At 66.0% G+C, this 25,481-nt stretch carries 23 protein-coding genes; 10 read left to right on the top strand and 13 right to left on the bottom strand.

What is annotated here, in order from left to right; all coding sequences use genetic code 11:
• Window positions 1-121: 121 nt before the first annotated feature.
• Together katG and AZ34_RS01965 are read right to left on the bottom strand one after the other, a co-directional pair.
• The gene (katG, locus tag AZ34_RS01970; RefSeq protein ID WP_035604239.1) at window positions 122-2,278 is read right to left on the bottom strand and encodes a catalase/peroxidase HPI; all 2,157 of its coding nucleotides are present in this window, start codon (window positions 2,276-2,278) and stop codon (window positions 122-124) included.
• Between the two features lie 264 nt (window positions 2,279-2,542).
• A complete protein-coding gene (locus AZ34_RS01965) occupies window positions 2,543-3,517 on the bottom strand; it encodes an AEC family transporter (protein ID WP_419670191.1) in 975 nt (324 codons plus the stop codon).
• A gap of 87 nt (window positions 3,518-3,604) precedes the next feature.
• Between AZ34_RS01965 and AZ34_RS01960 the strand changes: the two genes are divergently transcribed.
• The 3 genes from AZ34_RS01960 to AZ34_RS01950 are packed head-to-tail and all read left to right on the top strand — an operon-like array spanning window position 3,605 to window position 7,125.
• Window positions 3,605-5,746 (top strand): ATP-dependent helicase, encoded by a 2,142-nt coding sequence (locus AZ34_RS01960; RefSeq protein ID WP_035604237.1) that lies wholly within the window; start codon window positions 3,605-3,607, stop codon window positions 5,744-5,746.
• A complete protein-coding gene (locus AZ34_RS01955; RefSeq protein ID WP_051509451.1) occupies window positions 5,743-6,828 on the top strand; it encodes a phospholipase A in 1,086 nt (361 codons plus the stop codon). Before AZ34_RS01960 ends, AZ34_RS01955 begins: the two co-directional genes overlap by 4 nt.
• 30 nt (window positions 6,829-6,858) lie before the next feature.
• A complete protein-coding gene (locus AZ34_RS01950) occupies window positions 6,859-7,125 on the top strand; it encodes a SemiSWEET transporter (RefSeq protein WP_035604234.1) in 267 nt (88 codons plus the stop codon).
• Between the two features lie 24 nt (window positions 7,126-7,149).
• Here AZ34_RS01950 and AZ34_RS01945 read toward each other — a convergent pair whose 3' ends face one another.
• From AZ34_RS01945 to purE, 3 genes are read right to left on the bottom strand one after another with little or no spacing between them, the layout of a single operon-like run.
• On the bottom strand, window positions 7,150-8,205 hold the full coding sequence (locus AZ34_RS01945) for an L-threonylcarbamoyladenylate synthase (RefSeq protein WP_035604231.1): 1,056 nt from the start codon (window positions 8,203-8,205) through the stop codon (window positions 7,150-7,152).
• A 2-nt stretch (window positions 8,206-8,207) separates the two neighbouring features.
• Complete coding sequence (locus AZ34_RS01940; RefSeq protein ID WP_155831694.1) at window positions 8,208-9,356, bottom strand: 5-(carboxyamino)imidazole ribonucleotide synthase; 1,149 nt, start codon at window positions 9,354-9,356, stop codon at window positions 8,208-8,210.
• Between the two features lie 17 nt (window positions 9,357-9,373).
• On the bottom strand, window positions 9,374-9,865 hold the full coding sequence (purE, locus tag AZ34_RS01935) for a 5-(carboxyamino)imidazole ribonucleotide mutase (protein ID WP_035604226.1): 492 nt from the start codon (window positions 9,863-9,865) through the stop codon (window positions 9,374-9,376).
• Window positions 9,866-9,894: 29 nt separating this feature from the next.
• On the opposite strand from purE, the gene trxA reads away from it, so the two are divergent.
• A complete protein-coding gene (trxA, locus tag AZ34_RS01930; RefSeq protein WP_035604223.1) occupies window positions 9,895-10,857 on the top strand; it encodes a thioredoxin in 963 nt (320 codons plus the stop codon).
• A gap of 52 nt (window positions 10,858-10,909) precedes the next feature.
• Here trxA and map read toward each other — a convergent pair whose 3' ends face one another.
• The 5 genes from map to AZ34_RS01905 all read right to left on the bottom strand — a co-directional run bounded on the left by map (window position 10,910) and on the right by AZ34_RS01905 (window position 15,852).
• Window positions 10,910-11,656: a type I methionyl aminopeptidase gene (map, locus tag AZ34_RS01925; protein WP_035604221.1), complete on the bottom strand. Its 747-nt coding sequence runs from the start codon at window positions 11,654-11,656 to the stop codon at window positions 10,910-10,912.
• A 42-nt stretch (window positions 11,657-11,698) separates the two neighbouring features.
• Entirely contained in the window at window positions 11,699-12,610 is a 912-nt protein-coding gene (locus tag AZ34_RS01920; protein WP_035604219.1) for a phosphoribosylaminoimidazolesuccinocarboxamide synthase, read from the bottom strand.
• Window positions 12,611-12,691: 81 nt separating this feature from the next.
• Entirely contained in the window at window positions 12,692-13,756 is a 1,065-nt protein-coding gene (gene fba, locus AZ34_RS01915; RefSeq protein WP_035604216.1) for a class II fructose-bisphosphate aldolase, read from the bottom strand.
• 157 nt (window positions 13,757-13,913) lie between these two features.
• Window positions 13,914-14,378, bottom strand: coding sequence for a DUF494 domain-containing protein (locus AZ34_RS01910; protein ID WP_035604213.1), 465 nt, complete (start codon window positions 14,376-14,378; stop codon window positions 13,914-13,916).
• 205 nt (window positions 14,379-14,583) lie between these two features.
• Window positions 14,584-15,852, bottom strand: a complete 1,269-nt coding sequence (locus AZ34_RS01905) for a DNA-processing protein DprA (RefSeq protein WP_035604211.1) — start codon at window positions 15,850-15,852, stop codon at window positions 14,584-14,586.
• Window positions 15,853-16,036: 184 nt separating this feature from the next.
• Between AZ34_RS01905 and def the strand changes: the two genes are divergently transcribed.
• From def to pyk, 6 genes are all read left to right on the top strand, one after another.
• Entirely contained in the window at window positions 16,037-16,561 is a 525-nt protein-coding gene (def, locus tag AZ34_RS01900) for a peptide deformylase (protein ID WP_035604208.1), read from the top strand.
• Between the two features lie 11 nt (window positions 16,562-16,572).
• Complete coding sequence (locus tag AZ34_RS01895) at window positions 16,573-17,670, top strand: methionyl-tRNA formyltransferase (protein ID WP_035604206.1); 1,098 nt, start codon at window positions 16,573-16,575, stop codon at window positions 17,668-17,670.
• Window positions 17,667-18,524 carry an AzlC family ABC transporter permease gene (locus AZ34_RS01890; protein ID WP_231495436.1) on the top strand — a complete coding sequence of 286 codons (858 nt, stop codon included), beginning with the start codon at window positions 17,667-17,669 and terminating at the stop codon, window positions 18,522-18,524. Before AZ34_RS01895 ends, AZ34_RS01890 begins: the two co-directional genes overlap by 4 nt.
• A 10-nt stretch (window positions 18,525-18,534) precedes the next feature.
• Window positions 18,535-18,864 (top strand): AzlD domain-containing protein, encoded by a 330-nt coding sequence (locus AZ34_RS01885; protein ID WP_035604203.1) that lies wholly within the window; start codon window positions 18,535-18,537, stop codon window positions 18,862-18,864.
• Window positions 18,865-18,962: 98 nt separating this feature from the next.
• Entirely contained in the window at window positions 18,963-20,156 is a 1,194-nt protein-coding gene (locus AZ34_RS01880; protein WP_035604200.1) for a phosphoglycerate kinase, read from the top strand.
• A gap of 133 nt (window positions 20,157-20,289) precedes the next feature.
• Window positions 20,290-21,723 (top strand): pyruvate kinase, encoded by a 1,434-nt coding sequence (gene pyk, locus AZ34_RS01875; RefSeq protein ID WP_035604197.1) that lies wholly within the window; start codon window positions 20,290-20,292, stop codon window positions 21,721-21,723.
• Window positions 21,724-21,890: 167 nt separating this feature from the next.
• Here pyk and AZ34_RS01870 read toward each other — a convergent pair whose 3' ends face one another.
• The 3 genes from AZ34_RS01870 to gabT are packed head-to-tail and all read right to left on the bottom strand — an operon-like array spanning window position 21,891 to window position 25,479.
• Complete coding sequence (locus tag AZ34_RS01870; protein ID WP_035604194.1) at window positions 21,891-22,829, bottom strand: DMT family transporter; 939 nt, start codon at window positions 22,827-22,829, stop codon at window positions 21,891-21,893.
• A gap of 37 nt (window positions 22,830-22,866) precedes the next feature.
• Window positions 22,867-24,195, bottom strand: a complete 1,329-nt coding sequence (gene glnT, locus AZ34_RS01865; RefSeq protein ID WP_051509450.1) for a type III glutamate--ammonia ligase — start codon at window positions 24,193-24,195, stop codon at window positions 22,867-22,869.
• Window positions 24,196-25,479 carry a 4-aminobutyrate--2-oxoglutarate transaminase gene (gabT, locus tag AZ34_RS01860; RefSeq protein WP_035604191.1) on the bottom strand — a complete coding sequence of 428 codons (1,284 nt, stop codon included), beginning with the start codon at window positions 25,477-25,479 and terminating at the stop codon, window positions 24,196-24,198.
• Window positions 25,480-25,481: the final 2 nt, after the last annotated feature.

Here is a 25,481-nt window from a genome sequence, read left to right as displayed (position 1 = left end):
CCCTTTGCGTGTTCGAAATGAATCGTAAAAAAATGGTCACCGGATTCGCACCCGATGACCCAGGGATTTTCGATTCATCACGCCGCTACCAGATCGTGTGGCAGCGCAGCGTTACTGAAAATTACTTCTGGAGGTCGAAGCGGTCGAGGTTCATGACCTTGGACCAGGCGGCGACGAAGTCCTGGACGAACTTCTGCCGGCCATCGGCCGAGGCATAGACCTCGGCGTAGGCGCGCAGCACCGAGTTGGAGCCGAAGACCAGGTCGTTGCGGGTGGCGGTGTACTTCACCTTGCCCGACTTGCGGTCCTTGCCTTCGAAGACCTCGGCGCTGGCGTCAGTGGCCTTCCACTGCGTGCCCATGTCCAGCAGGTGCACGAAGAAGTCATTCGTCAGCGCTCCGACCTTGTCGGTGAACACGCCGTGCTTGCCGCCATCGGCATTGGTGCCCAGCACCCGCAGGCCACCGACCAGGGCCGTCATTTCGGGCGCGGTGAGGGTCAGCAGTTGCGCCTTGTCGATCAGCATGGCCTCGGTCGGTGTGCCGTCCTTGCCGCGACCGTGGTTGCGGAAACCGTCGATCACGGGCTCCAGCACAGCGAAGGATTCCACGTCCGTCTGCGCCTGGGTGGCATCCACGCGGCCCGACGCGAAGGGTACCTCCACCGCCACGCCCGCGGCCTTGGCGGCCTGTTCCACGCCCACCACGCCCGCCAGCACGATCACGTCGGCCAACGAGGCCTTGCCGCTGGCCTTCTGGATGTCTTCCAACTTGGCCAGGGTTTTGAGCACAGGCTTGTTGACCGCCCAGTCCTTCTGCGGCGCCAGGCGGATGCGTGCGCCATTGGCGCCGCCCCGCTTGTCGCTGCCACGGAAGGTGGAGGCCGAGGCCCAGGCCACGGACACCAGCTCGCTGACTGAAAGGCCGGACGCGGCGATCTTGGCCTTGAGGTCGGCAATGTCGGCGGCCGTGGGCTGGTGGCTGGCGGCGGGCAGCGGGTCTTGCCAAATCAGGTCTTCCTTCGGCACTTCCGGGCCGAGGTAACGCGCCTTGGGCCCCATGTCGCGGTGCGTGAGCTTGAACCAGGCGCGCGCGAAGGCGTCGGCAAAGGCCTGCGGGTCCTCGAGGAAGCGCTTGGAGATCTTGCCGAACTCGGGGTCGAAGCGCATCGTGAGGTCGGTGGTCAGCATCTTGGGCTTGTGGAACTTGCCCTTGACGTGCGCGTCGGGAATGATGTCCTCGGCGTTCTTGGCCACCCACTGCTTGGCGCCGGCGGGGCTCTTCTCCAGTTCCCACTCGTACTTGAACAGGTTCTCGAAGAAGTTGTTGCTCCACAGCGCGGGCGTCTTGGTCCAGGTGACTTCGATGCCGCTGGAGATGGTGTCCTTGCCGTGGCCCTGGCCGTAGTTGCTGTTCCAACCCAGGCCCTGGGCTTCAATGGGCGCGGCCTCGGGCTCAGGGCCTTTGTGCGATTCGGGTGCGGCGCCATGGGCCTTGCCGAAGGTGTGACCGCCGGCGATCAGGGCGACGATTTCCTCGTCGTTCATGGCCATGCGGTAGAAGGTGGCGCGGATGTCCTTGGCGGCCAGCAGGTAGTCGCCACTGGCGTTCGGGCCTTCGGGATTCACATAGATCAGGCCCATGTGGGAGGCGCCGAAAGGCCCGTTGAGTTCGCGCTTGTCGCCGATGCGCTGCTTCGGGTCCACGCCCAACCACTTCATTTCCGGGCCCCAGTTCACGTCCAGGTCCGGTTCCCAGACGTCTTCACGGCCGCCCGCGAAACCGAAGGTGCGGAAACCCATGGACTCCAGCGCCACGTTGCCCGCGAGGATAAAGAGGTCGGCCCAGGAAATCTTCTGGCCATATTTCTGCTTGATGGGCCAGAGCAGGCGGCGCGACTTGTCGATGTTGACGTTGTCGGGCCAGGAGTTCAGGGGAGCAAAACGCTGCTGCCCCCGGCCCCCGCCGCCACGGCCGTCGATGGTGCGGTAGGTGCCAGCCGCATGCCATGCCATGCGGATCATCTGCGGACCATAGTGGCCGAAGTCGGCCGGCCACCAGTCCTGGCTGTCGGTCATCAGTTTGACCAGATCGGCCTTGAGGGCCTTGTAGTCCAGCTTCTTGAATTCCTCGGCGTAGTCGAATTTCTCACCCAGGGGGTCGGACTTGTTGCCGTGCTGGTTCAGCAGATCCACGCGGAGCTGGTTCGGCCACCAATCCAGGTTGCTGGTGCCGCCGCCTGCGGCGTGGTGGTAAGGGCATTGGGCTTCATCGGACATGGGAGCTCTCCTTGGTGATGTGCGCGCTGAGCGCGTCGGAAAGAGTGGGGGGACAGAATAGGCCGCTCAATAGGCCTGCGCCAGAGCAGCCAGGGTTTCCATCCAGGACTGCCGATCGAGCAAGGACAGTGACATGCAAGGCTCCTTGGTGTTGACGGGCTGCCAGTCTAAAAGTCATCTATGGCGGAAACCATTTGATTGAGCTTATCTATCAAATAGACGACAACTATCCATGGATGGATGTTCATAGGTATTTACCCGCGGTCAGGCCAGCAGGCTGACCGCAGCCGAAAAGCTCAGAAAGGCCACGGCGGTGGAGACCAGGATGATGCGGGCGATGCGCCCGTTGTCCGCGCCAAAACGCTCGGCCAGCAGGGACACATTGCTGGCGCTCGGCAAGGCCGCAGCCAGCACCATCACCGTGAGCGCGAAATCCGTCAACGGTGCGCCCAGCCGCTTGGCGGTCAGCCCCACCCCCAGCACCAGGAGCGGGTGCAGCAGCAGCTTGAAGGCCGCCACCGGGACGTAGTCGCGCAGCGGGATGAGCGGGTGCTTGCTTTCAGCACTGAGGATCTGCGAACGCGCCAGCACCGCGCCGATGGTGAACAGCGCCACGGGCGAAGCCGCGTCGGCCAGCAGGCCCACGGTCTGGTGCACCGGCCCGGGCAGTTCGAACTGGAGGTAAGAGGCCAGGCCGCCCAGCAGGATGGCCCAGGGCATGGGATTGCTCAGCATGCCCCGGAGGGCGTTCTTCAACGCCACAGCCATGCCGTGTTTATCCGCCCCATCCAGGCGTGAGAGCGCGATGCACAGCGAGGTGGTGATCACCATGTCCACCAGCATGCCCACGATCACCGGCGCGGCAGCCTGGGCACCCAGCAGGGCCACCATCAAGGGCACGCCCATGAACCCCGTGTTCGGAAAGGCCGCCACCAGGGCGCCGAAGGACGCATCGTTCCAGCGGATGCGGCGGTTGAGCGTCACGGTGACCGTGAAGCCGACCATGAGCAAGGCGCACAGCAGCCAGATCAGGAAGACCGAATAGTCCAGCAACTGCGCGATGGGCGTGCTGGCGCCAAAGCGGTAGAGCATGCAGGGCAGGGCGAAGAACAGCACGAAGCCATTGAGCCCGGGGATGGCCTCCAGCGGCAGCAGGCGGCGGCGAGCGGCGAGGTAGCCGCAGAGCACGAGGGCGAAAAAGGGGAAGGTGACCGAGAAAATCTGAAGCAGGTTCTGCATGGCCGTCATTGTGCAAGGTCGCATGCAACAGAATGTGCACGGGTATCATCACTCGCCCTGCCACTTCGTGTCCCGTTCGCCATCCGCATGTCCGCCGGTCTCAACCTCGCCCAACAAGACGCCGTCAACCACCTGCATGGGCCCTGCCTGGTGCTCGCGGGCGCGGGGTCGGGCAAGACCCGGGTCATCACGCACAAGATCGCGCGGCTGATTCAAGCAGGGCTGGAGCCGCAACGCATCACCGCCATCACCTTCACCAACAAGGCTGCGGCCGAAATGCGCGAACGGGCCAAGGGGCTGATCGGACGCGACGCAAAGAAGGTGCGCATCTGTACCTTCCACGCCCTGGGTGTGCACCTGCTGCGCGGGGACGGCGAGGCGCTGGGCCTGAAGGCCAACTTCTCCATCATGGACAGCGACGATGTGACCAGCATCCTCAAGGACGCGGGTGGCAGCACGGACGCGGCCACCGCCCGGCAATGGCAGTGGACCATCAGCAAGTGGAAGAACGCCGGCCTGACGGCCGTGCAGGCCGAAGCCCAGGCGGCGGACGACAACGAGCGCATCACCGCCAAGATCATGGCGCGCTACGAGGAACGCCTGACGGCCTACCAGAGCGTGGACTTCGACGACCTGATCGGCCTGCCGCTCAAGCTGCTGCGCGAACACCCCGAGGTGCGCGCCAAGTGGCAGCAGATGATGGGCCACATTCTCGTCGATGAATACCAGGACACCAACGCCACGCAGTACGAGCTGCTCAAGCTGCTCACCTCCGACGACCCGCAGCGCGCGCACTTCACGGCCGTGGGCGACGATGACCAGTCCATCTACGGCTGGCGCGGCGCGACACTGGACAACCTGAAGAAGCTGCCCATCGATTTCCCCAACCTGCGCATCATCAAACTGGAGCAGAACTACCGCTCCACCAGCGCCATCCTGCAGGCGGCGAACAATGTGATCGGCCCCAACCCCAAGCTCTTTCCCAAGACCTTGTGGAGCGAGCTGGGCGAAGGCGAGCCAGTGCGCGTGGTGGACGCGGACAACGAGGAGCACGAGGCCGAGCGCATGGTGGCGCGCATCCAGAGCCTGCGCGAGAACTCGCCGCACAAGGAGTTCAAGGACTTCGCCGTGCTCTACCGCGCCAACCACCAGTCGCGCATCCTGGAGCAGGCGCTGCGCAAGGCCAACATCCCCTACAAGGTCTCGGGCGGCATCAGCTTCTTCGACCGCGCCGAGATCCGCGACCTCTGCGCCTGGCTGCGCCTGTGGGTCAACAACGACGACGATCCAGCTTTCTTGCGCGCCATCACCACGCCCAAGCGCGGCATCGGCCACCAGACCCTGCAGGCCCTGGGCACCTTCTCGGGCAAGTACAAGGTCAGCCTGTTCGAGGCGCTGTTCTCCAGCTCGCTGCCCTCGGTGTTGAACAGCCGCGCGGTCGACAGCCTGCACGAGTTCGGGCGTTACGTGAACGACCTCGAGTACCGAGCGCGCCACACCGAAGGCAAGGAAGCCGCGCTGGCCTTCCTGCTGGAATGGCTCAAGGACATCGGCTACGAGAAATACCTCTACGACAGCGAGGAACACGAGAAAGCCGCGCAGTCGCGCTGGACCAATGTGCTCGATTTCTGCGACTGGATGGCGGGACGCTGCGGCGGCGAAATCGAGGACGAGAACGGCGCCAGCTTTGGCAGCAACTTCGCCAGCGAGAAGAAGAACCTGCTGGACGTGGCGCAGACCGTGTCGCTGATCTCCACCCTGTCCGAACGCCAGCAGGACCAGAACCTGGTGACCCTGTCCACCCTGCACGCCGCCAAGGGTCTGGAGTGGCCGCATGTCATGCTGATTGGCGTGTGCGAAGGGCTGCTGCCCTTCAAACTGGACGATGGCGCGGACTCGGCGGGCGGCTCGCAGCGCGAGCATGAGGCAGCCAATGACAGCATCGCCGAACGCCTGCAGGAAGAACGCCGCCTGATGTACGTGGGCATCACGCGCGCGCAGCGCACCCTGGCCGTGAGCTGGCCCAAGCGCCGCAAGAAGGGCCGCGAGATGATCGCCGCGCAACCAAGCCGTTTCATCGCCGAGATGGCCCTGAGCCAAGCCACGGTCAAGGAAGACCCGCGCGAGAAACTCCGTGCCCTGCGCGCCGAATTCGCCAAGAAAGCCGAGGCGACGGCCACCGCGGCCGCTGTGGCGGCCCAACAGCAGGCCAGCGGGAGCCCGGTGTGACACACCCGCTCGCGCGGACGGGCGCGGCGCTGCTGCTGGGCGCGGTCGGATTCCTGGTTGACGCGAGGGCACAGACCACGACGCCCGCGCCGGTAGGTGACGTGGGACCCCTACAGCAGGAAACACAAGGCGACGACGCGGCCACGGCGGCCACCACCGAGCCCCCCGCGCCGCCGCCCAGCGCGACGCGGAACTGCCGGGGCAACTGGTCCTCGTACGCGCGCTACTGGGAGCTGGACGCCGACACGGACTGTGGCAACTTCAACATCCGCGGATACAAACCCATCAGCCTGTCCTGGGTCCACGGCAATCGCGTGAACACAGCCCCGCAGTCGGACAACGATACGCGGGATGTGGCGGCGGCCGACGCCCAAGCCTATGAGCGCAACGAGATGCGCATCCAACTCTCGGTGCGCAGCAAGCTCGCCACGGGTCTGCTCTTCTGGGAACCCGGCGGTCCGCGCGATTCACTTTGGTTCGGCTACACCCAGCAGAGCTACTGGCAACTCTTCAACGCGGAGCTGTCCCGTCCCTTCCGCGCCACCGACCACGAGCCCGAGCTGATCTACATCGCGCCCACGCCGATGCACCTGTTCTGGGGTTGGCACTGGAGCTACACCGGCCTGGCGATCAACCACCAGTCCAATGGCCAGACCCTGCCCCAGTCGCGCAGCTGGAACCGCGCCATCCTGATGACCGGCGTGGAAAAGGACAATCGCTATTCACTGGGCCTGCGCCTGTGGCAACGCCTCGGCGACGGGGATAGCGACAGCAGCAGCGACATCAACGCGCAGGACGACAACCCCGGTATCGAAGACAGCTACGGACGCGCTGAACTCATGACCGCCTGGCATCCCAACCCGGGCCACAATCTCGTCCTGACCCTGCGCCACAACCTGCGCCCGGACACGGAGCGCAATGGCCTGACCTCCTGGCGCATGGAATGGCTGCGCTCCCTGGACCGCCAGGCCCCGGGGCTGCGCCTGCATGTGCAAATTTTCAGCGGTTACGGCGACTCGCTGATCGATTACAACTACCGCCGCACCACGTTCAGCATCGGCCTGAGCCTGGTGGACTTCTGAGCCGACGCCATTGCGAGCACCCCTTTCATCATGACCGACCTCATCGGCTACCTTGCCGCGGGCCTGACCACCCTGAGCTTCCTGCCCCAAGCCCTGCACACCTTCCGCACCCGCGACGTCAGCGGCATCTCGCTGGGCATGTACACCCTGTTCACCACAGGCGTCGCGCTTTGGGTGGCCTACGGCGCCCTCATGGCCTCCGGCCCGCTGCTGGCCGCCAACGTCGTCACCCTGTCGCTGGCGGTGGCGATTTTGGTGATGAAGCTGCGCTACAGCCGCACGTCCCGCCCGCGCTGACTGCGGTCCGCCCTTGCCGCCAGATCAGGCGGCGGCGCGACGCAGGCGATCGGACACGCCTTCCCAATCGGCTGTGTCCGGTGGCGTCTCGACCCAGATTTCCCGCACACCGGCCTCGTCCAGTGCGCGCAGGGCGGCGAACAGCTCGTGCGCGACGGCGCTGGCCTGCGGGGGCATGGGTCGGTGCACGACCCCGGCGGGCAGGCGCAACGGTGTGCGCGCATAGACGGCCATCCGGGCCGTTGCGGCATCGCCCGTGCTCGTGGCCGAGTTCGTGTTGATCAACGCAGCCGCGAGCGCGGATTCCAAGGCGACCGCGTCCATGAGCCGGACCTTGGCGCGGGGCGCGTAATGCGATTCCAGCATGCCCGAGGCCCGTGGCGCGGCCTGGGCCGTACGGGCTTGGATCTCGTCGGTGTCACGCAAGCGCGCGTCCGTTCCCGCTGCCTGCAGCACCTCGTCGATCCGCAGGCGCGTGATCTGCCCGGGCCGCAGCAGCACGGGTGCGCCGCGCGTGCAATCGACGATGGTGGATTCGATGCCCACCTCGCAGGGACCGCCGTCGAGGATGAGCAGACCCTCGCCAAACTCGGCCTGCACATGCGCGGCGGTCGTGGGGCTGACTCGACCGAACAGGTTGGCGCTGGGTGCGGCCAGCCCCGCCACGCCCAGAGCCTTTGCCGCTTGCAGCACGGCCTGGGCCACCGGATGCGCGGGACAGCGCAGTCCGATCGAGTCCTGCCCGCCGGCCGCAGCGGCGGCCACGCCGGCACGGCGCGGCAGGATGAGGGTGAGCGGGCCGGGCCAGAAGGCGTCCACCAGCAACCGCGCGTAGGCCGGGACCTCGGCGGCAAAGTGCGCGAGGCCGGGGCGCATGCCGGATTCGTCAGCCAGATGCACGATCAGCGGATGGCCTGGAGGCCGACCCTTGGCCGCGTAGATCTTCGCGACGGCGGCATCGCTGCCTGCGTCAGCCGCCAGGCCATAGACGGTTTCGGTTGGCAGGCCCAGCAGTTCACCCGCGCTCAGAGCCCGGGCCGCGCGCTGGACGGCAGACGGGTCGCGTCCGTCAAGAATCATGCTCAGAAAGGGGCGATGCCCAGGAGGGCGGCGGCGGCCAGAGCGGTCTGGCGCACCTCGGCCGCGTTGGGGCCAGTCAGCGTAAGGTGGCCCATCTTGCGGCCCGACTTGGCCTCGTGCTTGCCATACAGGTGCAGGTGCGCACCCGGCAGGGCCAGCACCCGATCCCAGGCGGGCGATGCACCGCGCTCGCCCCACAAATCACCCAGCAGGTTGAGCATGATGCTGGGGCTGTGCAGGCGCGGCTGCGTGAGCGGCAAGCCCGCGAGGGTGCGCACCTGGAGGTCGAACTGGGACTGGTCACAGGCGTCGATGCTGTAATGGCCACTGTTGTGTGGACGGGGCGCCATTTCATTCACCACCAGCGCGCCATCGGCCAGCACGAAGAACTCGACGCAAAGCACGCCCACAAAGGCCAGCCCTTCGGCGATGGACTGGGCCGCAGCCACCGCCTGCCGCGCCAGCTTCGGATCGACATTGCCTTCGTGCACCTCGGTCACGGCCAGGATGCCTGCGCGGTGCAGGTTGCGCTGGACGGGGAAGTGGACCATCTGCCCATCGGCGCCCCGCGCCACGATGACGGAGACCTCGGCTGCCAGCGGCAGCATCTTTTCCAGCACGCAAGGCACACGCTTCAGATCGTCCCAGGCAACCGCAAGTTCGGCCTTCGTGGTCACACGCACCTGGCCCTTGCCGTCGTAGCCCAGGCGCGCGGTTTTGAGAATGCCAGGCAACAGATCATCCGTGACCGCCGCGAGCTGCCCCGGGGTTTCAATCACGGCATTGGGTGCCACCGGCACACCACAGCGCGTGAAATGCGCTTTTTCCTGCGCGCGGTCTTGCGCGATGGCGACCGCGCTCGCGGCGGGCGCCACCGGGCGCGTGGCAGCCAGCGTACGCAGCGCACCCGCAGGCACGTTCTCGAACTCGGTGGTGATGGCCGCGCTCAGTTGCGCCAATTCGGCCAGGCCCTGCGGGTCCTCGTAGCCGGTCTGGATGTGATGGTGGCTCACGCGCCCAGCGGGGCTGGTCGGGTCCGCGTCCAGCACGGCGGTGAAATAGCCCATGCTTTGCGCGGCATGGACGAACATGCGGCCGAGCTGGCCGCCGCCCATGACCCCGAGGGTTGCGCCAGGAAGAATTGTTTTCATCACGCCGCGACCATCCATCAAAGCGCTGGCGGCAACGTCATTGCCCGCGCCTGCGCGGTCTGCTCGGCGCGGTAGGCGCTCAGCTTCTCGCGCAGGATGGCATCTTCGTTGGCCAGCATGGCGACGGCGAACAGCGCCGCATTGGCCGCGCCGGCCGCACCGATGGCGAAGGTGGCGACGGGAATGCCCTTGGGCATCTGCACGATGCTGTGCAGGGAATCCACGCCGGACAGGGCCTTGCTCTGCACCGGCACGCCCAGCACGGGCACCACGGTCTTGGCGGCCAGCATGCCGGGCAGGTGCGCCGCGCCACCCGCGCCCGCGATGATGGCCTTCAGGCCGCGCCCGGCGGCGGCTTCGGCGTAGGCGAACATGTCGTCCGGCATGCGGTGCGCGGAGACGACCTTGGCTTCGTGCGGGATGCCAAAGTGGTGGAGAATCTGGACCGCCTGCTGCATGGTGTCCCAGTCGGAACTGGAGCCCATGACCACGCCGATGAGTGTTTTCATAAGCCCCGATTATCCCCTGCCGTCCTCCCATGCTCGACATCACCGCCGACAACTTCGAGACCGAGGTCATCCTCGCTTCCCAGACCACGCCCGTGCTGCTGGACTTCTGGGCGCCCTGGTGCGGCCCCTGCAAGTCGCTCAGCCCCATCCTGGAGAAACTGGAAGTCGCCTATGGCGGGCGCTTCACCCTGGCCAAGGTCAATTCCGACGAACAGCAGGAACTGGCCGGAGCCTTCGGCATCCGCAGCATCCCGACCTGCATCTTGATGATCGGTGGCCGTCCCGTCGATGGGTTCATGGGCGCGCTGCCCGAGGGCAAGCTGCGCGAGTTCCTGGACAAGCACCTGCCCGGCGAGAATGAGCTGGCCGCCCAGGCCGAGGCCGAGGAAGCCCAGGAGGCGCTGGAAGCCGGTGACATCGACGGCGCCCTGGCCCGCTTGAGTGAGGCCTTCCAGGCCGACCCTGGCAACGACACCCTGCGTTACGACTACGCCAAGCTGTTGATCAGCGCGGGTGAGCTGGAGCAGGCCTCCACCGTGCTGGCTCCCACGCTGACGCGCATTCCCGTGCCACTGCAATTCGAGGCCCTGCGTCAATGGTTGAACGCACTGGAATTCGTGACCCGCGACCCGCAGGCCCAGCAGCCCTTGGAGAGCTTCGACGCGCGCATCGCGGCCAACAAGCGCGACTTTGACGCCCGCTTCGCCAAGGCCAGGGTGCTGATCGCCATGCAGGAATGGGCCGCCGCGCTGGACGAGCTGCTCGAAATCATCATGCGCGACAAGAAATGGGCGGACGAGGCGCCGCGCAAGACTTACATCGCCATCCTTGAATTGCTCACACCGCCCGCACCGAAAGACAAAGGCGCTGAGGCAGCCAGCGGCAAGAGCGCAGGCGGCATCGAACTAGCAGGCCACGCCACAGTGCAACAGGACGAACAAGCGGCCATGGTGTCCAGCTACCGGCGCAAGCTCAGCATGGCGCTGAACTGAGCCCGGCAAGTCAGTCTCAGGCCTCGCGCAAGGGCGTCCTTGGACGCCCTTGTCAATGCAGCGTCAGCACGATGGGCTCGCCGCGCGTGACGACCAGGGTGTGCTCGAACTGAGCCGACAGATTGCCCGGCACGCCCACCAGGGTCCAGCCATCCTCCGCCTCCGTCACCATGCGGCTCTTGGTCGACAGGAAAGGCTCGATGGCGATCACCATGCCCTCCTGGAACAGCCGCGTGTCCGTGCGGTCGAAGTAACCCGGGATGTACTCCGGTTCCTCGTGCAGGGAGCGGCCGACGCCGTGGCCGCAGAGGTTTTCGATCACGCGAAATCCATATCGCCGGGCCGTCTGCTCGATGGCCGCGCCCACGTCGCGGATCGGACGCCCGGCCCTCACGACGCGCAAGGCGTTCGACAGCGCCTCGCGCGTGGCGTGGCACAGGCGGGTCTTCTGCGCGGAAGCGGTCGGGATCACGGTGGTACCACCGGTGTCGGCGAAATAACCGCCCAACTCGGCCGACACGTCCACGTTCAACACATCACCGGCCTGGAGCACCCGGTCCCCGGGCACGCCATGCGCCGCTTCTTCGTTGACGCTGATGCAGGTGGCGCCCGGAAAGTCGTACACCAGGCGCGGAGCGGAACGCACGCCTTGGCGCGCCAGCACCTGCTCGCCGATCGCGTCCAGCTCACGCGTGGTCATGCCGGGTTGGGCACGGGTCAGCATTTCGTCGCGCACAATGGCCACCGCGCGGCCCACGCGGCGCAGCCCTTCCAGGTCTTCCTGCGTTTCAATGGTCATGTGTGCTCCTGCGGATGTATCGATGGCGTCAATGGTCGGTGTTCAGGCACCCGTGAGGCGGGTCAGCGCCTCCTGGTATTTGGCAGCGGTCTGCGCGATCACCTCGGCGGGCAAGGTCGGCGCGGGGGGCGTCTTGCCCCAGGGCTGGCCATCCACCTGGGCCTGCTCCAGCCAATCGCGCAGGAACTGCTTGTCGTAGCTGGGCGGGTTGGCGCCTTGCTTGAACGCCTGTTCATACCCTTCGACCGGCCAGTAGCGCGAGGAGTCGGGTGTCAGCACCTCGTCCATCAGCACCAGCCGACCTTGCGGGTCGAGACCGAATTCGAACTTGGTGTCGGCAATGATGATGCCCTTCTTCAAGGCGATCTCGCTCGCAGTCTTGTAGAGGGCGATGGAAACGTCACGGATCTTGGCCGCGAGTTCGGCGCCGATGAGTTCCACGGTTTTCTCGAAGCTGATGTTCTCGTCGTGCTCGCCCATCTCGGCCTTGTGCGCGGGCGTGTAGATGGGCTCGGGCAGCTTGCTGGCGTTCTTCAACCCGGTCGGCAGCTTCACGCCACAGACGGCCTGCGATTCCTGGTATTCCTTCCAGCCGCTGCCCGCGAGGTAACCGCGTACCACGGCCTCGACCGGAATCGGCTTGAGGCGCTGGACCAGCATGGCGCGGCCCTGGACTTGCGCCACTTCGTCGGGCTGAACCACGCTTTCGGGTGCCTCGCCCGTGAGGTGGTTGGGCACGATGTGGCCGAGCTTGCCGAACCAGAACAGCGCCATCTTCGTCAGCAGTTCGCCCTTGCCCGGGATGGGCTCGCCCATGATCACGTCGAAGGCGCTGATGCGGTCGGACGCGACCATGAGGATGCGGTCTTCGCCCACGGCGTAGTTGTCACGCACCTTGCCGCGCGCAAGTAGAGGCAGGGATCGGAGGCTGGAAGTGTGCAGGGCGCTGGTCATGAACAGGTTCCCGGAAAAGAAAAAGCCCGGCGCGCTGCCGGGCTGTGGATTATCGCAAGCGGCGCGGGCTGGGGCCTGTGCTCAATGCACGACCTGTGCCAACTGGCCCTTGGCGTACTTCTGTGCCATGACGGCCAGGCCCTGGCTCTTGACCTTGGCGCCCTGACCTTCGCAGCCGAATTCCAGGTAACGCGCCTTGCAGACCAGCTTGGCGGCTTCGCGCGCGGGCTTGAGCCATTCGCGGGCGTCGAACTTGTCGGGGTTCTCGGCCAGGAACTTGCGCACCGCGCCGGTCATGGCCAGGCGGATGTCGGTGTCGATGTTGATCTTGCGCACGCCGTGCTTGATGGCTTCCTGGATCTCGGCCACCGGCACGCCGTAGGTTTCCTTCATCTTGCCGCCGTACTGGTTGATGATGGCCAGCAGTTCCTGCGGCACGGAGGACGAGCCGTGCATCACCAGATGGGTGTTGGGAATGCGGGCGTGGATCTCCTTCACGCGGCTGATGGCCAAAATGTCACCGGTGGGCGGGCGGCTGAATTTGTAAGCGCCGTGGCTGGTGCCGATGGCGATGGCCAGGGCGTCGAGCTGGGTCGCTTTCACGAACTGGGCGGCTTCCTCGGGGTCGGTCAGCAACTGGCTGTGGTCCAGCTTGCCTTCGGCACCGATGCCGTCTTCTTCGCCGGCTTCGCCGGTTTCCAGATTGCCCAGGCAGCCAAGTTCACCTTCGACGGTAACGCCCACCTTGTGCGCCATGTCCACGACCTTGCGCGTCACGTCCACGTTGTAGGCAAAGTCGGCCGGGGTCTTGCCGTCTTCCTTGAGCGAGCCGTCCATCATCACCGAGCCGAAGCCCAGGGCGATCGCGCCTTCGCAGACCTTGGGCGTGGTGCCATGGTCCTGGTGCATGACCAGGGGGATGTGCGGGTAGGCTTCCACCGCCGCCTGGATCAGGTGCTTGATGAAAGGTTCGCCCGCATACTTGCGCGCGCCAGCGCTGGCCTGCAGGATGACGGGAGCGCTCACTTCATCCGCGGCAGCCATCACGGCTTGCACCTGCTCCAGGTTGTTGACGTTGAAGGCCGGAATGCCATAGCCGTTTTCGGCGGCATGGTCCAGCAGTTCGCGCATGGAAACGAGCGGCATGGGGTTCCCCTGGGGAAATTGGTTGACAGTTCGGACAGCCTTCGATTTTATCCGCCCTGCCACCGCCCACTGGCCGGCAAGCCCCCATGGGATTCAGCCCTCTTCGCGCCGGGTACTGCAGGCAGGGGCCCGGCAGGCTCGGCGCCTGGGTGCCGCCTCAGTGCAGCACGCGCAGCACGCCGTCGTCGGACAGTTCGTTGAGCACCAGATGCTCCTGCGGCTCGGTACCGAAGCTCCAGTAAGCCATGCGCAGGATCAGGCGCAGCATCTCGCGCGACAGGTACTCGGAGGGCAGCACCATGGCGCGGTCCACCACCACTTCACGCATGAACGGGGGCAGCAGGCCAGAAGCCTCGAGAAAGCCTAGGTAACCCAGGCATTCCTCGCCCAGGTGCTCCTGCTCGCGCGGCAGATAGACACGCATGCTGGCCGGGTGCTGGAGCTCAGGGTGCTCCAGTTGGCCCTGCACCGCGTCGTACAGGCCATCAAGCCAGTACAGGGCTCCCTCGATCTCCTCGGGCTCGAAGCCCAGAGTGCTCAGCGTGCGTTCGAGCTGAGACCACTCCGGGCAGGCATCGCCCTGCCAGTAGTTTTCGTAGACGTAGACAAGCACATCGAACATGTGAGGGACTGTATTCAAGAACCCCGAAGTGTGACAACGGGTAATGAACCCCTTTTCCCGTTCTTTTTCCCCATCCTTTTTCGGATTTCTTTACAGAGTTTCGGAGACAGCGGCTTGCAAGGTTTTGAGAGACAGGCTTGTCAGGTTTTTTCCTACATGCGCGCAACCGCCATCTTTTGCGCCTCGATGGCAACCGAGCCACGGCTCAGCCCCGCACCAGGCGCTGCAGCAGACCACCCGGCAGGCGCGCCACCTCGCCCTCCAGCTCCAGGGCCATCAGCCGCGCCTGCAACTGCGCGGTGGGCCAGCCCGTGCGGGCCTGCAGCGCGTCCAGACTCACGGGGTCCGTGCCCAGCGCTGCGCGCAAGGCATCTTCCGGCTCTGACGGATGGGATTCGGCATCGACCGCATGGATTGCCTCGGTATCTGCGACCGCCTCCCCAGGCCGGGCTGCCACGCCCGCCCAGGCAGGCAGTTCTTCCAGCACGTCCTGCGCGGACTCCACCAACTTGGCGCCTTGCCGGATCAGGGCATGGCAGCCCCGGGACTGCGGGTTGTGGATGGAGCCGGGAATCGCCAGCACCTCCTTGCCCAGCTCGACGGCCAGCCGTGCCGTGATCAGCGAACCGGACTGCGGTGCCGCCTCCACCACCAGGGTGGCACAGGACAGGCCGGCGATCAGCCGGTTGCGCCGTGGGAAGTTCTCCGCCAGAGGCGGCGTGCCCAGCGGGTATTCGCTGACGATGACCCCTTGCGCGACAATGCGCCGCGCCAATGCCGCGTGGCGCTTGGGGTAGACCTGGTCCAGCCCGGTGCCCACCACAGCCACGGTCGCGAGACGCGCCCGGCCTCCGCCCACGGGTCCGGGTCCGGGTCGACTGTCAGGCGATGAAGGGGGCAGCGGTCCTGGGTCTGCCTGCGCGCTGAGCGCACCTTCGTGCGCCGCACCGTCCACGCCCAGAGCCAGGCCGGAGACGATGGTGAGGCCGGCCTCGGCCAGGCTGCGCGCGAACTGCCGTGCATTGAGCCCGCCCTGCGGCGTGGGGTTGCGGCTACCCACCACGGCCAGGCAGCGGCGCTCGGTCAGGTGATGGGTCCAGAGGCTGCCATCGTGCAAGCCGTCCAGGCACCCCATCAGATGCAGCAGAAAAGGCGGGTCTTCCATCTGCAGCAGTGCGGCGGGGTAGCCCGGTTCCCCCAAGGCCACGATGGCACGCTGTTCCAGCGCGTCGGCCGCGTGCAACCAGGCCCAGCTGCGCGTGAGCAACTCGGCCCAGCCTTGGGGCGCAAGGTCCGCGTCGGCGAGCAGCGCCTCGGCCTGCCGGGCGCTGACGACGGTGCGCAAGGCCGCCGGGCTTTGCGCCAGCACGGTCTCGGGTGAACCAAAGGCCACCAGCAGGCGGCGGATGCTGACGGGTCCAAGGCCGGGGGCCAGCAACAGGCGCAGCCAGGCACCCAGTTCCTCGCGCTCCATGCTCAGGCGCCCTTCGGCTGACAACCGCCCGCGCCGGGCAGACCGGGGCCGGGCGCACCGCCGCGCGAGACCCGGCCACCCATCAACAAGTGCATGTTCATGCGCCCCAGTGTGCGTGCAAGCCCCCATGCCGGCAATGCCGTGCAAAAAGCGCGGAAAATACGGCCCCCGGAGGAAACACACCATGGCCTTGCTGCCCATCCTGACTTACCCAGACCCCCGACTGCACACCGTGGCCCGGCCCGTGCAGACCGTGGATGCGCGCATCAAGCAGCTCATCGCCGACATGTTTGAAACCATGTACGACATGAACGGCATCGGCCTGGCCGCCACCCAGATCAATGTGCACGAGCGGCTGGTCGTCATCGACGTGTCCGAGGGACGCGACCAGCCCCTGGTCTTCATCAACCCGGAAATCGTCTGGGCCAGCCCCGAAACCAAGATCAACGAAGAAGGCTGCCTGTCCGTGCCCGGCATCTACGACGGCGTGGAGCGGCACGAGCGCGTGCATGTGCGGGCGCTGGACGGCGAGGGCCAGTCCCGCGTGGTCGAGTGCGAAGGTTTGCTGGCCATCTGCATCCAGCATGAGATGGACCACCTGATGGGCAAGGTCTTCGTCGAATACCTCTCGCCGCTCAAGCGCAACCGCATCAAGACCAAGATGCAGAAGCTGCAACGTGAGAACGAGCGTGAAGGCGCCCGGGCTTGAATGGGAATTCGATGAGAGTGGTTTACGCGGGGACGCCCGAGTTCGCCCGGGTGGCCCTGCAGGCCCTGCACACGGCAGGGCATGAAATCGTCCTGGTGCTGACCCAACCCGACCGGCCCGCCGGTCGCGGCCTGAAGCTGCAGGCTTCACCGGTCAAGCAGTTCGCCCTGGAACACGGCATACCGGTCGCCCAGCCGCGCAGCCTGCGCCTGGACGGCAAATACCCCGAAGACGCGGCGGCCGCCAGGGCCGCGCTGGAAGCCGCGCAGGCCGACGTGATGGTGGTCGCGGCCTATGGTCTCATCTTGCCACAGTGGGTGCTCGATTGCATGAGCGCCGCCGGGGCGCCCCAAGGCGCGAATGCGCAAAGCGCCCCCTCGGGGGGCAGCGAACCACGCACAGCCGGAAGCGTGGCGGCCCACAAATTCGGTTGCCTCAACATCCACGCGTCGCTCTTGCCGCGCTGGCGCGGCGCGGCGCCCATCCACCGCGCCATCGAGGCCGGTGACAGCGAAACCGGCGTCACCATCATGCAGATGGACGCCGGCCTGGACACCGGCGACATGCTGCTGATGGAGAGTCTGCCCATCGCCCCGGACGACAGCACCGGCAGCCTGCACGACAAGCTGGCCGTCTTGGGTGGCGCACTGATCGTGCGTACCCTGGCTCTGGCGGCGCGCGGGGAACTGCGCGCCACGCCGCAGCCCGAACCAGGCGTTTGCTACGCGCACAAAATCGACAAGGCCGAGGCCCAGATCGACTGGTCCCTCCCGGCCGAGCTGATCGCGCGGCGCATCCGCGCCTTCAACCCCGCGCCCGGTGCGCAGACCGTGCTGGACGTCAGCCAGAGCGCGGAGGTGCTCAAGCTCTGGCAAGCCCATACCACGACCGCAGTGCCGGGTACGGGTGACACCTCCAGCGCGCAAACCCCTCCGATTCCCGGCCAGGTCATCGCGCTCGGCGCCGAAGGCATCACCGTGCACTGCGGGCAAGGCCGGCTGCAGATCACCGAGCTGCAACGCGCCGGGGGCAAACGGCTGGCCGCGGCCGATTTCCTGCGCGGCACGCCCTTGCGCATCGGCGCCCTGCTGGGCGCCACATTGCCATGAGTTACCACGCCGCATCCCCTTCCGCCCTCCGGCGTTGGCGCCACACTCTGGCGACCACCACGCGCCACCCCGCCTTCCGCGATGGCATCCGCGAAATGTTCGGCACCGCCTTGGGCGTGGGCGCCTGGGGTCTGGTCACGGGCGTGGCCATGGTCAAGAGCGGCATGGGCGTTGGGATGGCGATCTTCATGTCCCTGCTCGTGTACGCGGGCAGCGCCCAACTCGCCACGCTGCCCCTCATCATGGCGGGCGCGCCGCTGTGGGTGGTTTGGCTCACGGCCAGCTGCGTGAACCTGCGCTTCGTGATCTTCAGCAGCCTCTGGCGCACTTATTTTGGTTGGCTACCGCGACGCCAGCGCCTGTGGCTGGCTTACTTCAGCGGCGACGTGATCTTCGCCGCCTTCATGAAACGCTACCCGGACCAGCGCCGTGCCCCCGATCAACTGCCCTTCTTTTGCGGCGCGGCCTCCACGAACTGGTTGGCCTGGCAGGTCTTCTCCATCGCCGGCATCCTGTTGGCGAACGAGGTACCGCTGTCCTGGGGCCTGGGTTTCGCGGGCACGCTGGCCTTGCTGGGCGTACTGCTGTCCATGCTGTTCGATCGCGCGAGCTGGATATCGGCGGGCGTGGCTGCCACCGCTGCGGTGGCAGCCTTCGCGCTGCCGCTCAAGCTCAACATTCTGGTGGCCATCGCCGCCGCCGTGGCCGTGGGCCTCTTGATCGAGGCACTGGAGAAGCACCGCCAGGTGCCCGAGGTCGTGCTCGTGCCCGCCGACAGCCGCCTGCCGCCCGAGGAGCGCGAGCGCGTCAGGTCCGGTGACGAAGTCCCGCTGCGCGAGGAACGGCACCCATGAAAGTCGTCGCATGAGCACGCTGGAAATCATCATCGCCGTCGTCGGCCTGACCGTGATCACCGTGGTCAGCCGCGCCTTCTTCATGATCCCGGAGCGCGAACTGCCCCTGCCCGGCTGGCTCAGACGCGGCCTGAAGTACGCGCCCCTGGCCGCGCTGATGGCCGTGATCGCGCCCGAGATCCTGATGACCCAGGGCGAATTCCTGCGGACCTGGCAGGACGCGCGCCTGCCCGCGATCGTCGGCGCCTCGGCCTACTATTTCTGGAAGCGCGGCGTGCTGGGCACCATCGTCACCGGCATGGCCATCTACCTGCCGCTGCACATCGGGCTGGGCTGGTGAGGTCGGGCCGCGAAGACCAGCCCCTTAAAATCGTGGGCTGACCTCACACCACCCCACGCGCCGCGCCTTGCGCCCAGCGCCCACGCCGGACTCACGCCATGAATTTCATCCGCTTCTCCGACCTCTGCGCCCAAGGCCGCGCCAAGAACCAGCGCGTCTTCATTCGCGCCGACCTCAATGTGCCGCAGGATGATGCGGGCCATATCACCGAAGACACGCGCATCCGCGCGTCCATCCCCTGCATCCGTCTGGCGCTGGACGCGGGTGCGGCCGTGATGGTCACCTCCCACCTGGGCCGGCCGACCGAAGGTGAATTCAAGCCCGTGGACTCGCTGGCACCCGTCGCAAAACGCCTGGGCGAATTGCTCGGCCGCGAAGTCCCGCTCATCGCCAACTGGGTGGATGGCGTGCTGGTCGCTCCCGGTCAACTCGTGATGCTGGAAAACGTGCGCCTGAACAAGGGCGAGAAGAAGAACGACCCTGCACTCGCGCAAAAGCTGGCCGCGCTCTGCGACATCTTCGTGCACGACGCCTTCGGCACCGCCCACCGCGCCGAGGCCTCGACCTACGGCATTGCCCAATACGCCAAGATCGCCAGTGCGGGCCCGCTGCTCGCTGCTGAAATGGACGCCATCGGAAAGGCGCTCGCCGCACCCAAGCGTCCGCTGGCTGCCATCGTCGCGGGCAGCAAAGTCAGCACCAAGCTGACCATCCTGCAGTCACTGGCAAAGAACGTGGACCAGCTGATCGTGGGTGGTGGCATCGCCAACACCTTCATGCTGGCCGCTGGTTTGCAGATCGGCAAGTCCCTGGCCGAGCCCGACCTCTTGAACGAAGCCAAGGCCGTGATCGAGGCCATGAAGGCGCGCGGTGCTGCAGTGCCCATCCCCGTGGACGTGGTGACGGCCAAGGAATTCAAGGCCGACGCCAAAGCCACCATCAAGAAGGCGACGGACGTGGCCGACGACGATTTGATCCTCGACATCGGCCCCGAAACGGCGAAGCAGCTGGCAACACAACTCAAGGCCGCGGGCACCATCGTCTGGAACGGCCCGGTGGGCGTGTTCGAGTTCGACGCCTTTGCCCACGGCACGGAAACCATTGCCCGCGCCATTGCCGAATCCAGCGCCTTCAGCATCGCGGGCGGCGGCGACACACTGGCCGCGATCGCGAAGTACGGCATCGAAAAGGACGTGGGCTACATCTCCACCGGGGGTGGCGCCTTCCTGGAAGTGCTGGAAGGCAAGACGCTGCCGGCGTTCGAGATCCTGGGCAAACGGGCACTCGGCTGAGTCTCAACGTGTCGAAGGCCGACGGCCCCGTGGTTTTCACGGGGCCGTTTTCATTGTGTCGGGCGCATCGTCCCGTTCCGATACGCCCCGCTTCGTGAAAGAATCGGAAGGCAATCAACAGGAGATCCACCCCATGACACGCCGCGCAACCAAGATCGTCGCTACCCTCGGCCCCGCCTCCAGCGACCCGGCCCTGCTTGAACAGATGATCCGTGCCGGGGTCAGCGTCGTCCGCCTCAATTTCAGCCACGGCACGGCACAGGACCACATCGACCGCGCGCGCCTGGTGCGCGAGGCTGCCGCCCGTGCCGGGTGCGAGGTGGGCATCATGGCCGACCTGCAGGGTCCCAAGATCCGCGTCGGCAAGTTCGCCGCTAACAAAGTTCTGCTTCAGAACGGACAGCAATTCGTGCTTGACGCTGCACGCACCGAGCTGGGCGACATCAACGGCGTGGGTCTGGACTACAAGGAACTGCCGCAGGACGTGAAGGTGGGCAACCTGCTGCTGCTGGCCGACGGTCTGATCATCATGGAGGTCGAATCCGTCCGGGGCCAAGCCGTGCATTGCAAGGTGGTGCAGGGCGGCGAGTTGTCCAATAACAAGGGCATCAACAAGAAGGGCGGTGGCCTGACCGCACCGGCTCTGACGGCCAAGGACATGGAGGACATCAAGACCGCCATGAGTTTCCAGGCCGATTATGTGGCCGTGAGTTTTCCACAGAACGCCGCCGACATGGAGCTGGCGCGCCAGCTCTGCAACGTGGCCGCGGCCGAATACAAGCACAAGCCGCAGCTGATCGCCAAGATCGAGCGCGCCGAGGCGATTCCGAAGCTGGAAGAGATTCTGCGCGCCAGCGACAGCATCATGGTGGCGCGCGGCGACCTGGCCATCGAGGTGGGCAATGCGGCCGTGCCCGCCTTGCAGAAACGCATGATCAAGCTGGCACGCGAGATGGACAAGACCGTGATCACGGCCACCCACATGATGGAGTCCATGATCAACAGCCCCATGCCCACGCGCGCCGAGGTCAGTGACGTGGCCAATGCCGTACTCGACGGCAGCGACGCGGTGATGACCTCGGCAGAGACCGCCACCGGCAAGTTCCCGCTCGAGACCGTGACCGAGATGGCCGCCATCTGCCTGGCGGCCGAAGCTGCCGAGGAGGTCAAGCTCGATGCCGACTTCTCGGGCAAGACCTTCGTGCGCATCGACCAGTCCATCGCCATGGGCGCGCTGTTCACGGCCTACCACCTGGGCGCCAAGGCGCTGGTGGCGCTGACCGATTCCGGTTCCACCGCGCTCTGGATGAGCCGCCACCGCATACACATCCCGATCTACGCGCTCACGCCCCGGGTGACGACGCAACGCAAGATGACGCTGTACCGCAACGTCACGCCCCTGCTCATGGACACCAGCGCCGACCGCGACACGGCGCTGGAGCAGGCCGAAAAGCACCTCAAGGCGCGTGGCATCGTGCAAAGCGGCGACATCTACGTCATCACCTGCGGGGAACCCATGGGCGCGCCGGGCGGCACCAACATGCTCAAGATCTGCCGGGTGCCCTGAGCGATACACGCCGGGCCACTAAGCTACGGGCATCCAATGCGCGGTTCATTCGCGCACAGCTCTCTGGCTGCGCGAGTTGGGGGTAAACCGTCCGCCTCATACGATTTGCTGCGCAAATCGTATGAGGAGCGGTCACCTGCCCCAGCCAGCCGCGTGCTCCCCGTTCTTCAGTGCAATACCTGACCAGAAGACTTTGAAGGCCAAGTCGCCAACACCACCCCCGCCAAGGCCAGACCAAACGCCGCCGCCTGCACACTGCTGACCTGCTCGCCCAGGAACACCACGCCCACCATCGCTGCACTGATGGGCAGCATCACGGTGAACACGCCGGCCTGCGCGGCGGGCACACGCTTGAGGCCCGTCATCCAGAGCCAGACCGTCCACATGCTGGCGGCCAGGGCGTAGAACAGCAGCAGCCCCCAGATTTCCGGCTGCACCGTGCCGAAGTCGAAACGCAGGGCTTGCCAGACACCGAAGGGCGTGACCAGCAGCAGGCCCCAGAGGTTGATCAGTGCACTGATGCGCTTGGGTGAGAGCTTGCCGCTGAGCTTCTTGCCGATCACCACATAACTCGCCTCGCAGAACACCGCGCCGATGAGCAGCGCGATGCCGAGCACCGAATAGCTTCCGGCATTCTCCACACCTCCTTCCACCACGGCACTCTGTTTGCTCAAGGTCACCAAGGCAATGCCGCCCACGGCGCAGGCGATGCCGGCCCAGACCCTCTTCTTGATCTGCTCCTTGAGCACGATGCGCGACAGCAATGCGGTCACCCCTGGCAACGCGGCCATGATCACGCCCGCGGCGAGCGCCGAACTCAGCGCCACGCCGAACAGCATGCAGATCGAAAACAGGAAATTGCCGAGGAAGGACTCCAGAAAGAGCATGCCCTTGTCATGGCGGGTCAACGGCGCTTCATCGGCACCACGCCGTGTCCACGAGGCCATGGCCACCGCCGCGATGCCGAAGCGCAACCAAGCCAGCAGGAACACCGGGAAGATCGTGACCAGCAACTTGGACAGGCCCACATAACTGCCGACCAGCGTCATGCTGGCGCTCAGACAAAGATAGGCCAGCCAGGGCAACCCGGTTTGCAAGGAAGACATGATGGGGAAATCGGAAAAGAAAAGAAGGAGCAGAAACTCAGAACAGGGTGGCGTAGCGTTGGACTTCCCAATCGCTGACGTGGCGTGCGTAAGCGGTCCACTCGGCACGTTTGAGCTGGATGAACTGCGCGCTCAAGCTTGCACCCAGGGCCGCACGCAGCACCGCGTCCGCTTCGAACGCATCGAGGGCTTCGCCCAGGCTCTGGGGCAAGAGACCGATGTGGCGCTCGCGCAGTTGCGGCAGCGACAGTTCGAACAGATCGTCCGTGCAGGCCGCGCCGGGATCGAGTTGGCGGTCGATGCCGTCCAGCCCCGCCGCGATCAGGCCCGCCGTGGCGAGGTAAGGATTCGCTGCCGCATCGGGCAGGCGCCATTCAAAACGACCCGGCAAGGTGCGCACCAGCGCCGTCCGGTTGTTCGGGCCGTGCGCGATGTAGGCGGGCGCCCAGCTGGTACCGGAGAGTGACTCCCCCACCACCAGACGCTTGTAGGAATTGACCGTGGGTGCGGCCAGGGCGGCCAGACCCGCCGAATGCGCCAACACGCCCGCGATGAAATGCCCCATCCGCTTTTCGTCGTCGAACAGGCAGCAGGCTTCTTGTCCTTCACCTTGCCACAGGGACACGTGGAAGTGCATCCCGCTGCCTGGCTGGTTGGCGAAAGGCTTGGGCATCATCGAGAACAACAGCCCGTATTGTTCGGCGATGGCTTGCGCGGCCAGCTTGAAGAGCATGAGATTGTCCGCGCTGCGCTGCGCGTCCGCATGCCGGAAGTTCAGCTCGTACTGACCGTGCGCGTCTTCGTGGTCGATCTGGAACACCTCCAGCCCGCAAGCCTGCAGGCCATAGCTCAGCTCGTTCAGAAAGTCGCGCTGGCGCGGCAAGCTCTTGAGGTCGTAAGAGGGTTTGTCCAGCCCGTCCTGCGCATCGGCGGCGGTGATGCCGCCGTCTTCCGTCTTGCGCAGTAGAAAGAACTCTGGCTCGATACCAGTCAACAACTGCCAACCGCGTTCGCCCAGGCGCGCCAACTGGCGGCGCAGCACTTGGCGCGGACAGGCGTCGAACGGCTCATGCGCCACATAACCATCGCAGACCACGCGCGCGTAACCCGGCATCCAGGGCATGGGGGAGACGGTGGACAGATCCGCGCGGCCGTAATACTCGGACTGTGGTCCGGTGCGCGGCAGGCCCGTGCCCGCGATGGACGGGCCCGCGAAACCCGCGCCAGTGTCGACCAGTGTCGGCAGTTGCGCCAAGGGAACGAACTTGCCCTTGGCCACACCATGGATGTCGGTGAACTGCGCGACCAGGGTGTGGACGCCCTCCGCAGCCAGGCGCTCCTGCAAGGCAAGGTGGTCGGGGTGCATTCAGCGAGCGGCTTTCAAGGCCTCACGCAGGATGCCCAGGGCCTCGTCGAACTGCGCCTCGGGGATGGTGAGCGGAAAGAGGAAGCGGATGACGTTGCCGTCCACGCCGCAGGTGAGCAGGATCAGACCACGCTGCAAGGCCTCTGCCTGCACCTTCTTCGTGAAATCGGCGTCGGGTGAACCATCGATTCGACGGAACTCGACCGCCACCATGGCGCCCAGGCCGCGCACGTCCGCGATCCGCGGCTCGTCTTTGCGCAAGCGTTCCAGCTCGGCTTTGAGCTGATCGCCCAGCTTCTTGCCGCGCTGGGGCAGCTGTTCCTCGCGCATCAGGTCGATGACGGCGTGCGCGGCAGCAATGGCCAGCGGGTTGCCCGCGTAGGTACCGCCCAGGCCGCCCGGTGCGGGCGCGTCCATGATCTCGGCCTTGCCCGTCACCGCCGACAGCGGCACGCCATTGGCCAGGGACTTGGCGATGGTCATCAGGTCGGGCACCACGCCGGTCTGCGCAAGGAACTGCTCCATGGCGAACAAGGTACCCGTGCGGCCGAAGCCGCTCTGGATTTCATCGGCGATCAGCACGATGCCGTGTTCGTCGCAAAGCTGGCGCAGCCAGCGCACCGCTTCGGTCTGGATCACGTTGAAGCCGCCTTCGCCCTGCACCGGCTCGAAGACGATGGCCGCGACGCGGCTCGGCTCGATGTCGGCCTTGAAGAGGTGATGGACGGCCTTCTTCACCTCGTCCAGCGGCGTGTGGGCGTCGGGAAAGGGTGCGTGGTAGATCTCGGGCGGGAAGGGACCGAAACCGAGCTTGTAGGGGGCCACCTTGCCGGTGAGCGCCACCGCGAACAGGCTGCGGCCATGGAAGGCGCCGCTGAAGGCGATGACACCGGAGCGCTTGGTGTGGGCGCGCGCGATCTTGATGGCATTCTCGATCGCCTCCGCGCCGGTGGAAAACAAGGCCGTTTTCTTGGCGTGCGTGCCAGGCGTGAGCTGGTTCAGCTTCTCGGCCAGGGCGATGTAGCTTTCGTAAGGCACGACCTGGTAGCAGGTGTGGGTGAAGCGGTCCAGTTGCTCTTGGATGGCTTTCACGACCTTCGGGTGCCCGTGCCCACTGTTCATCACGGCGATGCCGCCCGCGAAGTCGAGGAAACGACGGCCTTCCACGTCCCACAGCTCGGCGTTGTCGGCGCGCTCGGCAAAGAAGCTGGCCATCACACCCACGCCGCGCGGCGTGGCCGCGGCCTTGCGGGCCATCAGCTGTTCGTTCTTCGAGTGGTTCATGT

Source organism: Hylemonella gracilis str. Niagara R (assembly GCF_000600295.1).
GTDB lineage: Bacteria > Pseudomonadota > Gammaproteobacteria > Burkholderiales > Burkholderiaceae_C > Hylemonella > Hylemonella gracilis_A.
This window is presented reverse-complemented; position numbering and strand designations above follow the sequence as displayed.